Here is a 13600-nt window from a genome sequence, read left to right as displayed (position 1 = left end):
AACCCTTATGGAAGCTGCAAAGTACCGTATATCCGTGTTGCTGGATATGTCCAAAAGCTCTGCATTTGTATTGACCAGTGCTTTGGAGCTGGCCAAGCAAATTGGCGGTTCCTTGGAAGTTTTTCATGTTAACTCCAATTATTCGCTTAACGGAGGAAATGGTACCAAGACCGAGGATTACGACTCTTCACAGGCACAGATCAAAGAGCTCATTATAAATATGGGCAAGCAGGAGCAATTGTCCATTAGTTACAAACTGGAGCGTGGGAACGTAAAACATAGGGTGAGGGACTATTTGGCAATGTACAAACCCGATATTCTGGTTTTGGGAAGGCGCAGACCCAGATTTGGATTTTTCTTTGAAAGCATAACCGATTTTGTCATCAACCAGACCCGGAGCACCAATGTGCTGATCTTGGGAGAGGATGATAAATTCCACACGTTTAAGGATATTAGCCTTGGTTTTTTCGGAGATGAGCTTAAAGAATCCGACCTGGAAGTGATCATGGATCTGACCCGGAACAGCGAACAACCTGTACGACATTTTAATATTTCCAAAGATTCACCAGAAAAGCATGTGTTTCCGTTGCATAACTCGGTTTCGTACCAATTTCCCAAAGGTGTTAATGCGCTGGATGGTTTGGTAAGTTATGTGTCGCGGACCAACATACAATTGCTGTGCGTTCCCAAAAAGGCGGGCCAACGGATTATGCTGACATCAAACCCGATCAAGGCCGTGATCCGAAAAACCAAAATTCCCTTGTTGATTTTACCAAAATAGAAGATTTGAAGTGGGGAACAGCGGTTTTGAAACACTCTATTTTACATAATGTAAATTATAGTACGAGGAATAACCTGTAGGGTATTTATCTATAATTTATTTAATTGGTTTGCGATTGTTTTATTTTTCTTTTGTCTTTCATTGATTTCGATATGTTCATCAAGAACTATTTCAATAGCACTTTTTAATATGGGAAAAAATTGTTTGGACTCTTCCTCTTCAAGCTCGTGAATCCCTTTACTTAAAACTGAATAAATTTTAGGGTTTTCTACGAGAAAGTTTGGTAGTCCATCCTTAGACAGGTTTATTTTCCCTTTAAAATCAAGTTTAGATACTTGTTCTTTTGTAGTTATTCCATTTTTAATAAGTCTTTCAATTTCTGGATTTACTATATGTTTTTCAATTATTCTTCTTAAGTAAACGAATGCACCAATTCCTACACCATGAGTTGATAATCCAACTGCCCTATTTAGTTCTGAATAAATCTGTTCACCTAGTTTTTTATATTTCTTTAAATTTTCTGAAAGTAGTTCAGCTAATGGTGGATGTTGTCCAACTTTTATTAGTGTTGTACCAATAATTCGAAAAACGAAAATCTGACTATGTGCTGAGTCATTAGGTTTTCTTGGGCAATTGAATTTTCTAACGAAAGTGCAATTCTTTTCTAATTCCTTAATTAATTCTGTATGGGAGTTTTCTGGTGTTTCAAAACGTATTTTTGGACTGTTCAAAATATCATTAAGTAGACTGATTTCCTCTTTGCTAGAAAATTCACTATTGAAAGTTGTTTCCTTTTTACAGATCGTGCAATAACTGTCTATTATTTTCAATTGATTGTATCTGCCATTTCTCTCTAAATGGAATAGAAGATTAAGAATGGAGTTTTTATCAACATTGTATAGAGGGTATTCTGTGAACAAAGAATCCTGTAAAAGAATTTTCTCATAGTTAAGATTAGTTTTACTATCCATAATTTCTCCTCTTTTAAGAAATGGCTGTTTAAGTGTCTTTAAACTTATTACCCGTCGTTGCCACTAAAAGCTCTCGAATATCCACCCCAAGAGCCTCAGCAATTACACGAAGTGTTTCTAAAGATGGCTGCATTTCATTTGTACACCATCTAGAAACAGTAGTTCTACTCTTCCCTACTTTTTCGGCCAGCCATTTATTAGTTCTATCCTGTTCTGCAAGGACTACTCTAATTCTATTGATTGGCTTTTTAGTGCTCATTTGAATCGTTTTACGTTAAATCTGTAGCATTTTAAACAAACTTAGTTCTCTAGTTTGTTTTTAATTATTAACTTTAAACGATGCTTATGATTCATTTTAGTTTTATTATATATCGTTTTAATTAAATATTTAATATTCAAACGACATATCTTGTTCTTTTGCTGTTTTTTCAACAATTTAATAACCAACTATATGACTCCCAATGAAATTAACCTACTCCCCCTACTCTCCTACTTCGAAGAATGCCATGAGGGAGATTTACTTTCCTTTACGCAATGGTTGGACAAGGCCATTTATATGTTTCATTACTTACCTACTGATTCATTTTCAGAGACGGAGCGCCAAAATGTTTGTCATGTGCTTATGGAGTTAAAAGAAGCTGTTTTGGAAATCCATATTGCGCAAAACAATTGTGCCTAAAACCCAATTCACACCCATTCCCCCACTCGTCTTCTACCATGCTAAGGGAACGCAGGACATTATGGTTAAAATGCTGTTATACTGCTTTATTTTTCTCCTCTATCCATTTGGCCATATATTTTGTGCCCGCCATGGTCTGGTGTTGTAGCAGTTTCCCGATAAAATTTTGTGAGCGGTGGCTTTCCAAATTTTTGCTTATGTGTTGCAAACGCTCTTTAAACCGGGATCGTACCGTTTCTTTGTTGTAAAAAGAGCGGAGTATTTGGTCGCCATTTAGTTGTGCCGCTTGCCATGCCTTTTCCTCTTGATGTATTTCCACCGCAGTCCGGGCAAAGTCATCCCAATCGTCTGCAATGGCGCCGCTCCAAGGCAGCTCCGTTAGCATACCCTCGGCACCGATGGTGGTGGTTATACTCGGGGTTCCCGTTCGCATGGCATCGAACAATTTTCCCTTGATTCCCGCACCAAACCGTAACGGGGCCAACAAAACCCTTGCTTTTTCAAGTACTGTATGTGCGTTTTCTGCCCATCCTTCCACATAAAAGCCAGTCTTAGGGCTGTGCATTTCGTTTATTTGTTGGGGCAAGTAGGCTCCATAAATACGTATTTCGGCATCCGGAAGTCGTTTTCGGATGCTAGGCCAGACCTCCTCCTTTACCATTTTGACCGCATCCACGTTGGGTGCATGTTTGCCATTGCCAATGCTCACAAAACCCTTTCTGGCCTCAAATGGGACATAGTCCTTCTTGGTCGTGTCCGAAGGTGCATCTGCCATAAATGGAACGTGGAGCAATAATCCATCTGGAATGCCCAGCTGTTCCGATAAAATTTTCATCTCGTAGGTGGAAATAATCAAGCTTAGGTCGCAACGATATATACTGGCCACCTCGCGCAATGTTGTTGGGTGGTTTTTCCATTGGGCCAAATTGAACGACCGTCCCTTTTTGTGGGCTTCCTCCCTAGCCTTCCGAAGTGCATGAAGGTCTTCTGTGTTCAAGATCCTAACGGCGTTCGGTGCAAATTCGGCAACACGCCATCCAAATTGTTCCTCGACCATAAAGCGGTCAAAAAGCACCACATCCGGGGCAAGTCCTTTTACAAATTCATCGAAACTGGAATGGTTGAGCCGGACAGGGACCCCTTGTATGCCCATGGACTCCAGATCCATGCTATATTTGGTTTTAGTGGCGGTACTGGCAAAGGTGATTTCGTAACCAAAGGTTACAAACGTTTCCAGCAATTGCTGCATTCGGCATCCGGCGGCCGTTGTATCGGGCTCGGGCCAAACGTAACCAATAACAAGGAGTTTTTTTTGCATGTTGGTAAATGTACGGGTTACTCCGTTTAAAGTGCAAGAGCAGGGAATCAAATTCAAGCTCAAGTTCAAGTATCAAGTACAAGAACAGGGATTTAGGAACCAGGATACAGGACACTCTTTTTTACTGATGGACAAGTTCCAAATAACTAAACCTGAAACACCAATAACTCAATAACCAAATAACAGAACACCTGACATCGAGCACCGAGCATCAAACTCCAAACTCAATAACCAACTACATCCGTGCAGCGAACATTTTGGAGATGCTCGAACGCAGTTTGCGCTCATAATCCTCCTCCAGCCACTCCTTGTAGTTCTTGGTGTTGTTCATGATACAGTAGGAATACTGCTTTACGCGATACTGGATCTCATCCTTGAGCTCTTTGGCCAAAATGCGGGCGTCGAACACGTCCTCACTGTTCTCCACACAGATTCGGGCGTGCTGTTCAATGCTTTTTTCGAGTACCAATTTTGATTTTTTGCCCTGTGCAAAAATCTTTTTGTACTCTTCTTTCACGTCAAAAGTGATGTTGTCGGAGTTACTGAACTTGGCACGGAGCTCATCGGGCATCTCGTAAACAAAATCACGCTCGATATCTTCATCGTTTTTGATGTTCTCCAAGTAAAAATCAGGGAAATGGAAGATTTCCTGCCAATCAACGGGAGCGTCCCAAGGCCCGAACCGGGCAATGTTGTTCCCCATATCGATCACGTTGAACTCGTTTTTATCCGGAAGCACCCTAGATCCCCTTCCGATCATCTGAAAATATAGGGTGAGCGACCTTGTGGCCCTGTTCAAAATAATGCTTTCAACGGTCGGTTCATCAAAACCAGTGGTAAGGATGCTCACGGATGTTAAGATGGCATCCGGGGTTTCGGCAAACCATTCCAAGATATCCTTTCGCTCGGTGGCCGTGTTCTTGTTGTCCAAATGCCGAACGTTGTACCCCGCTTTTTTAAAGGTCTCGTACACGTACAGCGAAGTGTTGATCCCGTTGTTGAAAATCAATGTTTTGGTGCCCTTCGCAATCTCCTCGTAAGCCGTGAGCAATTTGCCGAGCATGCTGTGTGCACTGTAGAACTCATCGGAAGATTTTACCGTATAATCCCCATTGATGCCCAGTTTTAGGGTACGCAGGCTAACATCGTAATTGTACAAATTGGCCTTGGCCAAAAATTGTTTGTTGATCAACGATTGTATGGACTCCCCAATGATCAAGTGTTTGTAATTATCCTTCATCGGGAGTTTGATGTTGGAACTCAACGGGGTCGCCGTTACGCCCAAAATGGTCGATTTTTCGAAATATTTGAAGAGTTTCCTAAAGGAATTGTAGTGGGCCTCGTCAATGATCACCAGACCAATGTTATTGATCTTCACCTTTTCTTCCTGTAAACGGTTGTTCAAGGTTTCCACCATGGCCACAAAGCACATATAGTCGTCCTGGTCGTAAAGTTCCTTTACCTCACTGTTGATGACCTTGTTGGCGACGCCAAACCCCTTGAGCATTTTGGAGGTCTGCTTGCTGAGCTCAATGCGGTGGGTAAGCACCATCACCTTTTTTCCGGTCTGCTCTATAAATCTTCTGGTAATTTCCGAGAACACAACGGTTTTACCTCCCCCTGTCGGCAGTTGGTACAAAATATTGGTGCCCTCCGGAAGCTTGTCCAGTTGTGTGAATATTTTGTTCAGGTCTTCTTCCTGATAACCGTACAATGTTTTCTTCTTGACTTTTTTGTTTACCTCCAAAGGGAATTGCGTTATGGATTCTTAAATAAAAAACCCTACAAAATTAGGGGTTTTTTGTGCTTGTGACCAATACTTGTCGGCTTTTCTATCAAAATTGTATTAACAATTAAAATCGCGTGTCTTTTTTTCGCAAATCGCGTATTTGCTCATAACATTTTGATAACAATAACATTTTGGACTTGGAAAAATGGAGATTATAATGTATAATGTTAGTTTATAACACTAGTAAACCAGATAATAAGAATGAGGCAGCTAAAAATCATCAAACAGGTCACGAACCGGGAATCCAAATCACTTGACAAATACTTGCAGGACATCAGTAAAATAGATTTGATCACCGCGCAGGAGGAAGTTGAGCTAGCACAGAAGATCAGGGCCGGTGACCAAGCTGCTTTGGAAAAATTGACGAACGCAAACCTAAGGTTTGTGGTCTCCGTGGCAAAACAGTACCAGAACCAAGGCTTAAAACTGCCCGATTTGATCAACGAAGGGAACGTTGGCTTGGTAAAAGCCGCCAAACGTTTTGACGAAACCCGTGGATTTAAATTTATATCCTACGCCGTTTGGTGGATTCGTCAGTCAATCTTACAGGCCTTGGCGGAGCAATCCCGTGTGGTGCGCTTACCTCTGAACAAGATCGGGTCCATCAACAAGATCAAAAAAACATTTTCTTACTTGGAGCAGGCGCATGAGCGTCCGCCATCCCCGGAAGAGATCGCCAAGGAATTGGACATGACGGTTTCCGAGGTAAAGCAATCTTTAAAGAATACGGGGCGTCACGTGTCCATGGATGCGCCCTTGAAAGAAGGCGAGACTTCCAATTTGTACGATGTGCTGAATGCCGGGGACTCACCAAAGCCGGACAAAGGGTTGATGCACCAGTCCTTGAACACCGAAATAAATAGGGCGTTGGACACCTTATCCCCGAGAGAAGCCGATGTGGTACGATTATATTACGGAATCGGCGACCAACCTTCCATGACCTTGGAAGAAATTGGCAGCACTTTTGATCTGACCAGGGAGCGTGTACGCCAAATCCGTGAAAAAGCAATCAGAAAATTAAGGCATACCTCAAAAAGCAAGATTTTAAAGTCTTATTTGGGATAATAAGCTAACAACTATAAATAGAAAAGGGGATGTTGTTCGCAACATCCCCTTTTCCATGATATACACTTAAGCATCACGATTTGCTCAAAAGACTAATATCAAAGTCGGTGAGCATATCCTTTAGGTCATTAATAAAATTCAAGTAAGCGGTGTTTTCTTTGTTCTGGTTGTTCATGATAACAAATTTTGGGTTTTTGGCTTATAGGTAGTCAAGTTCTGCAAGCTCGTTTACGGTCAAGATTTCGTTAAGTTCTTGTAAAAAAGCCAGGTACTCTTCTCCGTAGGTATCGTATAACATGGTAATCTTTGATTTTTATTTGGGTATTGGTTATAACGTTCTTTTTATTTAAAGATTATATGGTTCCCACTAATTGTGGTGAAACACCTACTTTTGGTTGTTTTTCTACTTCATGTTCAAAATATCCAGTTCTACCTCAAAATCAAGGTCATTCTCCACCTTGCTTGGACGTATATTGAATTCATCATAAATAAAGCAAAGGTTCATGGGCATTCTTCTGCGTTCCGTATCGGACAGAACGCCCAATTTTGACTGCAGCTCGTTTTTTATGGCAAATGCCTTGTTGCTTATTCTAGGATCATCATGGGACTCCAGCTCGGAAAGAAACGGAATTTCTTTCCTATCCCCTACCTCCAACATTTCATCCATCAACATTAATCGGCATCCGATATCTTCTGTATGTTGGAACAACGGATAAAAAATACTTTGAAGGTATTCGGGCAGTTGGGTGTTTTCCATGTCGGTGTCGGTATTAGATGGTTCGGAATATTTCCATTTCAAAATCTATTTGCTCCTGTATGCGTGGATATTCCTGCAAAAATTGATCGTACAGAAAATCAAGGTGCTTTTTGTCCCTGTCCGTTTTGCACAACCTTGAGATTTGTTGGGTCACCTCCAAAAGTCCCGATGTTTTCATCATGCGCAACGAGGGCGTTATTTTTTGGCAGGAAAGCTCCAGTTCCTCGTAGTTTTCGTTCATCAGGTTGATTTTGGCACTGCCGATAAACTCCCAAATGTTCTGTTTGAACATGCGTACCAGCTCTTCCAAAAGTTCCATTTGCCCCATACAGTCCTCCAAAACAGGCTGAAGGTCTATTCTTTGGGAAGAAAATCCGGCCCGAAGGCTTTTTTCTATAAATTCAAAATCGGACATACGTTCTGTATTATTGTGCTGATCTTGAGGTTGATCTTGTGAATGCTGCACTAACTTTTTCAGCTCTTCAACAATATTTTTTTGTGTTCCTGAAAGATTTGTCTCTTCCAAAGACTTTATAAGCGATAATAGTCCGGCATCGTTGATCTCGGTGAAAGCTTTGGTGTCCAAGCTCTGTATGCCCACTTTTTCGTAGATACTTTCCAGCTGTCTCATTTCCGGGATTCCAAAGACTTTGCTCTCCAATCCAAATTTGAACATTTCAAAGGATTTTTTGAGTTCCCCGGCTTCCACTACGCCCAGTTCTTCATAAGAAAAGGAGCTTAATCCTATTTCCAGTTTTTCCAGATACGTTAACAATTCGCGTGTTCCCAATTTTTTGCGGTATATGGTTATTAATCACATTAAAAGTGTTGATTAAACTGAGGGATTACAATTTATTGTTCCGTAGCATTCGGATATTGTTGTCAAATTGCGTTATTTGTATGTGTAAAAAAACCAACCATGAAATATTTTTATCTATTCCTTAGTATTGCCATGTTTATCTCCTGCGGGGAGAAAAAACCAGAAAAGAAAGAAGAAACCTTGGAAGAAAAAGCGCAACGGATTCACGATTCCGTGATTACCATTGATACGCACGACGACATCAACGTGCAGAATTTTACCGACAGCATCAACTACACCCAACGACTGGAAACCCAGATCAATCTACCCAAAATGGAAGAAGGTGGTCTGGATGCCGTTTTTTTGATCGTGTACACCGGACAGGACGAATTGAATGCCGAAGGTTATGCCAAGGCTTCGGAAAACGCCATTTCCAAGTTTGATGCCATACACAGGCTATGTGAGGAAATTGCCCCAGATCAAATTGAACTGGCCCTGACCTCCGACGATGTGAGAAGAATTGTGGCCGCAGGCAAAAAAGTGGCCATGATCGGGGTGGAGAATGCCTACCCTATCGGTGAGGACCTTTCCCAGATTGAAGAATACCAAAAACGTGGGGCGCGCTACATGTCCCTTTCCCATAATGGCCATAGTCAATTGAGTGATTCCAATACCGGTGAGCAGGACAGTGTTTGGCTCCATAATGGTTTGAGCGAGCTTGGAAAAAAAGCCGTTGCCGAAATGAACCGTGTGGGAATGATGATCGATGTCTCCCACCCGTCCAAAGAAGCGATGAAACAAATGATCGAACTTACCAAAGCTCCTATAATCGCATCGCACTCCTCGGCAAGGGCACTTTGCGACCACAGCCGCAACTTGGACGACGAGCAATTAATGTTGATGAAGGAGAACGGAGGGGTTGTACAGACAGTTGCCTTTAGTTCGTATTTGAACACAGAAAAGCACGAAGCACGCGCCGCTTACATGACGGAAGTATATAAAAAAGTAGCAGACTCGCTCGGTGTTGCCTGGTACGAGCGTTCCCAGTTCGGTTCCTTGACCGATGAACAGCGGGAAGAATTCTTTGCCAATTACCGAAAAATACGAAGCATTGGCGAAGAAATGGCCGAGACCGACCCCAATGTGCCACCCGCCGTAAACGTATCCGATTTTGTGGATCACATCGACTACATGGTAAAGTTGATAGGTATCGACCACGTGGGCATCAGCTCCGATTTTGACGGAGGTGGCGGCATCGAAGGTTGGTCGGATGCATCCGAAACCTTCAACGTAACCTTGGAACTCGTAAAAAGGGGCTATACCAAAGAGGAAATCTCCAAATTATGGGGCGAAAACCTATTAAGGGTATTGGATGAGGTACAAGCCGTTGCCAAGACCTTGAACTAGGAAGTGGTTTTCTGCTCGTCTTTTTCCTTTTTGGCCAAACGGTCCTTAACGTATTCTATTTTGGTTTTGCCGTGAGCCTTGGGATTGCCGTTCTCATCTAGATTTACCATAATAATATTGTCCACCGTAACAATACTTTCGTGGGTCATCTTATTCCTGACTTCGCAGTTGAGCGAAATTGAGGTGACCCCGAATTTTATGACCTCGATACCAATTTCTATGATGTCCCCCTCGTGGGCGGTACTCATAAAATTGATTTCGGACATATATTTGGTTACGATTTTCTTGTTCTCGAGCTGTATAATGCTGTACAATGCAGCCTCCTCATCTATCCAAGCAAGGACCTTACCGCCGAACAGTGTTCCATTGGCGTTCAAATCCTCGGGCTTTACCCATTTTCGTGAATGAAATCGCATAGTTGAAACTTTTATAGTTCAAGTACAAAGTTAGCGGAATCCTTTGAAGATTTTCTTGATAAAACCTATAATTTCTGCGAATTATGAATTTGAAATATTTGCTGCTCGCGGAATATTGAGTAAACAATTTTAAATGCACAAGATTTTAAACTTGATCAATTTGTTCCGTTTTAATCGAACAAACATTCGATGATTTGATTAATGGTTAATGGTTGAAGGGTAAAAGGTTCTCGAACTGACAATTGGTAACTGTTGATTGTTAATTGTCGTCCTATGTCTTATGTCATGACTCTTGAGTCTACTTTTGGTTATTTGTTGATGGGTTAAGGGGAAAAGGTGATGGGTGAAAGTTTCTCGATTTGCTAACTGCCTACTGACTTCCGACTTCGTACCTCGTACTTCCGACTTCTGATTGTTTGTTGTCGTCTTATGTCATGGCTCTTGAGTCTACTTTTGGTTATTTGGTGATTCGGTTATTAGTTGATGGATTAAGGGGAAAAGGTGATGGGTGAAAGTTTCTCGATTTGATATTTGCTAACTGCCCACTTCCAACTGACATCCGACTTCTAACATCTCATATCCAAACCCCTTAATCGAACAAACCTTTTTGAGGGGGCAAGGTAGTTTTGGGTATGTGCAGGTCACAACCCATTTTGGCATTGAGCTGTTCAATAAAATAGGCAGATAACAACGGAGATTCCAGTTCAAGGTTCTGATGCACAAAAAAGTGGATGTTTTCCAGTCCCATAGCTTTCCAAGCACTTAACCGTTCTATCCAATCATCCAAACGGGGGTAATCGGATTCGTGGTTGGCACCGACATATCTAATAAAGGCCTCGTTAGTGGTCAACCGCATGTGCATCAGGTCCCTCCTACCTGCGGTATCCACCAAAATGTTGGATATGTTGTTTTCTTCGAGCAAATGGTATAGTTCCTGCGCCACTTTTTCATCATTGAACCAATCGGTGTGCCTAAACTCCATGGCCAAGGGGAATTCTTTGGGCCAATATTCCACAAAGCGCACTACCCTTTCCCAATTTTTGGGGCCAAAATTGTTGTGCATCTGCAAAAAGATGGTGCCCAGTTTATCGCCAAGCAATGATGTTACCTCCAAATATCTATCGGCGATTTCATAAACTTTGTCGTTCATTCGGCGAAGGTGACTGACCTCGTTGGTCATTTTTGGAAAGAATTTAAAACCCTCCGGGGTTTTATCGCGCCATTTCTCGTATTGCTCGGCGGGGAAAATCCGGTAAAATGTGGCATTGAGCTCAATACAGTTAAATTGAGAGGAATAGTAGCCCAGTTCATCCTTTGTTAAACTTGTTGTTGGTAAAGTCCATTTAGGGAGTCCTACCCTGACATTCAGCGGCCTATTGTCTGAAGCCATTATCAATAATGGATGTGTATCGGGGTGGTCTGGTGGCAGTGTGAAGTCAATAAGTTCTGGTCTATCGACCTTTCCGAATTTCATAATATTGAATTATACATTCAAATTAAAACAAATATTCCACAATCAAAGATTTACCAATGGTCGTAGTATGTTCCAATAATAATAAATACGGTACGTTAATTGAAATAATAGATTGTCCCAAACATATCGAAAGGGACTCAAAACAATTAGGATCATGAATTTGGCAAAAAGGATTCCGTTAACGGACGCACAAAAATTGGAGATTGATAATGAAGCCCATAAAAGAGTCAACTTTTTCTTGAAACACCCAGAGGTTCAAGTTTTGATCAAAGACCATACGGACGACCAGATTATAGAGGCAATTGGATGCACAAAGGAATACCTTTTAACTTGGAGGGAATGGGCTGAACCAATTTATAGCTTTTCAGGGGAAAAACCTGAAATTGTAGGTTGGTTGATTCCTGATTTCAAAAAAATTGTCACAGACCTTAGACTTGATAAAAGAACTTTGATTTTTAATCAATCGAAGTAGTTGAGAATTAGTAAAAAAATAAGCCCCTACCATAATTGGAGGGGCTTTTATCTTTCACAAATCTTTTACAAAAATTTTACACTAGAAGGTTTTTTTTATTTGTGATATCGCAATTTGAAAAAAGAGTTTTTTTATATGATAACAAAACTTTTTGTTGTTTATGGATTTTTTTAAAAAGGAAATCAATGAATTTTCCTGTGAGGATAACTAAAATTTCATATAAGTATTGGTACAAGAACTCTCCCACGGCATTTCCGATTTCAAGTACTTTGTAAAATAACTCTATGATGTAGACAGTTGTTTCCACATAGTAAAAATACTATATCCCCACTTAACTTACTGATATACAGCAGAAACTTTTCAACTTTGTATTAACAGTTGGTGTTATACTTCAAAATGGCCTTGGAACGGTTTAGCCATCCCCTAAGGAGTATCTAAGCAAACTGTTAATTTATGGTCTTTCATATTCCTCATGGTAACTACCTCCATAAAATTCAATTATAAGTCCATCTGATGTAAGCTCAGTGATTTCCGCAGAAATATCAAAAGTGCCACTCGGTTTATTAAAGTAAGAAATTGTATTACCATCAAGGGAATAGCTTCGATTGTCGTTTGAACCAGCGCATCCACCACCTTCAGCATAATCACCTTCTTTCGTAAAGATCACGAATAAAGGTTCTTGATAGAAATATCCGCTTTCCAAACAGTCCTGTTCCATTGCTTCATAGTCATAGACAATTGGATTCTCATATGAGCCTTTTTGGACTAGGTACCATTTTCCAACAATTGTTGCTTCGGTTTGTCCTGCATCTGTCCCATCATCAGACTTGGAGCAGGAGACAACAATTAAAATTGTCAATAAGACTAAAATAATCTTTTTCATGATATTAGATTTAGGTTTTGTATTTCTATTTTTGGTTCCAACCTGAACTGGCATTGCAATTGAAGATGTTCTTGACCTTTCCATTTACGATTTCAATTACATAGGCAAATCTGGGTGTTGATTTCTTGCCGTAAAACTCATAGGTCTTGTGCCCCATTACACATAGCTCACACCGTCCAGTTCTAACAATCATCTTTTTGAGACCTTGTGACCTTGCCGAATCAAATTGTGCCCTTAGAAAGGCCAAAAATCGATATTTGTCCAAATCATCAAAAAATTGATCCTCTTCTATCATTGGCTCCAGTATTGACGCATCCAGATTGATGCATGATTTAATAAAGCTGTCTATAATTCTTTCTCCATTTTCGCCTGTGGAGGATTCTTCTTTGATCTTTAATTTTATCAATTGTTCCATGCTATAATATTTTGCCGCAATAATGGATTTTGAAAGATGTGATCCAAACATTTGGGACTATATTCGATCAAAGGATTGAATACAAGGATTAAAGAATATTTAATGTCCATTATGAAATATTTAATGGTTTTCTTTTCCTTAATCTGTTTCTCTTCGGATTTCAAGAGGTATCTATTTAAAGAGTATTTTGAGGTGATTTTCAGCCTTAATTTTGCTGGGCATTATTATCGTATTACAAAATCACCTCTTTTTTACCAGAGCAAAAGGGAACCTATGAAAGACCCCCACCCCCATATTTCACTTTTGGGTACCCGCCCCCCAATTTTGCAAGTGAAGATTTTCTAAGAACGCAGGTGAAAGTTTAAGATTTTTGA

General features: G+C 40.7%; 15 protein-coding genes. 5 read left to right on the top strand and 10 right to left on the bottom strand.

The features are described from left to right. The first annotated feature begins 7 nt into the window (after positions 1-7). On the top strand, positions 8-781 hold the full coding sequence (locus tag GVT53_RS07625; RefSeq protein WP_166248086.1) for a universal stress protein: 774 nt from the start codon (positions 8-10) through the stop codon (positions 779-781). Positions 782-870: 89 nt separating this feature from the next. Here the strand turns inward: GVT53_RS07625 and GVT53_RS07620 are convergent, their stop codons facing one another. Beyond that, entirely contained in the window at positions 871-1752 is an 882-nt protein-coding gene (locus tag GVT53_RS07620) for a hypothetical protein (RefSeq protein ID WP_166248085.1), read from the bottom strand. Positions 1753-1780: 28 nt separating this feature from the next. Further along, complete coding sequence (locus GVT53_RS07615) at positions 1781-2011, bottom strand: helix-turn-helix transcriptional regulator (protein ID WP_166248084.1); 231 nt, start codon at positions 2009-2011, stop codon at positions 1781-1783. Positions 2012-2203: 192 nt separating this feature from the next. Between GVT53_RS07615 and GVT53_RS07610 the strand changes: the two genes are divergently transcribed. Beyond that, positions 2204-2431, top strand: a complete 228-nt coding sequence (locus tag GVT53_RS07610) for a hypothetical protein (protein ID WP_166248083.1) — start codon at positions 2204-2206, stop codon at positions 2429-2431. 76 nt (positions 2432-2507) lie between these two features. Here the strand turns inward: GVT53_RS07610 and GVT53_RS07605 are convergent, their stop codons facing one another. Together GVT53_RS07605 and GVT53_RS07600 are read right to left on the bottom strand one after the other, a co-directional pair. After that, a complete protein-coding gene (locus GVT53_RS07605; protein WP_166248082.1) occupies positions 2508-3749 on the bottom strand; it encodes a glycosyltransferase in 1242 nt (413 codons plus the stop codon). A 235-nt stretch (positions 3750-3984) separates the two neighbouring features. Next, positions 3985-5496: a DEAD/DEAH box helicase gene (locus tag GVT53_RS07600; RefSeq protein ID WP_166248081.1), complete on the bottom strand. Its 1512-nt coding sequence runs from the start codon at positions 5494-5496 to the stop codon at positions 3985-3987. A gap of 243 nt (positions 5497-5739) precedes the next feature. Between GVT53_RS07600 and GVT53_RS07595 the strand changes: the two genes are divergently transcribed. Continuing rightward, positions 5740-6603, top strand: coding sequence for a sigma-70 family RNA polymerase sigma factor (locus tag GVT53_RS07595; protein WP_100818963.1), 864 nt, complete (start codon positions 5740-5742; stop codon positions 6601-6603). Between the two features lie 403 nt (positions 6604-7006). Here the strand turns inward: GVT53_RS07595 and GVT53_RS07590 are convergent, their stop codons facing one another. Both GVT53_RS07590 and GVT53_RS07585 read right to left on the bottom strand, forming a co-directional pair. Continuing rightward, complete coding sequence (locus GVT53_RS07590; protein ID WP_166248080.1) at positions 7007-7360, bottom strand: hypothetical protein; 354 nt, start codon at positions 7358-7360, stop codon at positions 7007-7009. 13 nt (positions 7361-7373) lie between these two features. After that, a complete protein-coding gene (locus GVT53_RS07585; RefSeq protein ID WP_166248079.1) occupies positions 7374-8150 on the bottom strand; it encodes a hypothetical protein in 777 nt (258 codons plus the stop codon). 129 nt (positions 8151-8279) lie between these two features. On the opposite strand from GVT53_RS07585, the gene GVT53_RS07580 reads away from it, so the two are divergent. Next, positions 8280-9566, top strand: a complete 1287-nt coding sequence (locus GVT53_RS07580; RefSeq protein ID WP_166248078.1) for a dipeptidase — start codon at positions 8280-8282, stop codon at positions 9564-9566. On the opposite strand, the gene GVT53_RS07575 is transcribed toward GVT53_RS07580, so the two are convergent. After that, complete coding sequence (locus tag GVT53_RS07575) at positions 9563-9982, bottom strand: acyl-CoA thioesterase (protein WP_166248077.1); 420 nt, start codon at positions 9980-9982, stop codon at positions 9563-9565. The two genes, GVT53_RS07580 and GVT53_RS07575, sit on opposite strands and share 4 nt — an antisense overlap. A 589-nt stretch (positions 9983-10571) precedes the next feature. Next, positions 10572-11456 (bottom strand): DUF72 domain-containing protein, encoded by an 885-nt coding sequence (locus tag GVT53_RS07570; RefSeq protein WP_166248076.1) that lies wholly within the window; start codon positions 11454-11456, stop codon positions 10572-10574. Positions 11457-11610: 154 nt separating this feature from the next. On the opposite strand from GVT53_RS07570, the gene GVT53_RS07565 reads away from it, so the two are divergent. Further along, on the top strand, positions 11611-11928 hold the full coding sequence (locus tag GVT53_RS07565; RefSeq protein ID WP_166248075.1) for a hypothetical protein: 318 nt from the start codon (positions 11611-11613) through the stop codon (positions 11926-11928). Positions 11929-12379: 451 nt separating this feature from the next. Here GVT53_RS07565 and GVT53_RS07560 read toward each other — a convergent pair whose 3' ends face one another. Continuing rightward, positions 12380-12811, bottom strand: a complete 432-nt coding sequence (locus GVT53_RS07560; protein WP_166248074.1) for a hypothetical protein — start codon at positions 12809-12811, stop codon at positions 12380-12382. Between the two features lie 25 nt (positions 12812-12836). After that, entirely contained in the window at positions 12837-13226 is a 390-nt protein-coding gene (locus GVT53_RS07555; protein WP_166248073.1) for a hypothetical protein, read from the bottom strand. Between the last annotated feature and the right edge of the window lie 374 nt (positions 13227-13600).

This window comes from Flagellimonas oceani (assembly GCF_011068285.1).
Taxonomy (GTDB): Bacteria; Bacteroidota; Bacteroidia; order Flavobacteriales; family Flavobacteriaceae; genus Flagellimonas; species Flagellimonas oceani.
The sequence above is the reverse complement of the archived record's forward strand: the minus strand, read 5'-3'. Positions and strand labels throughout refer to the sequence as shown.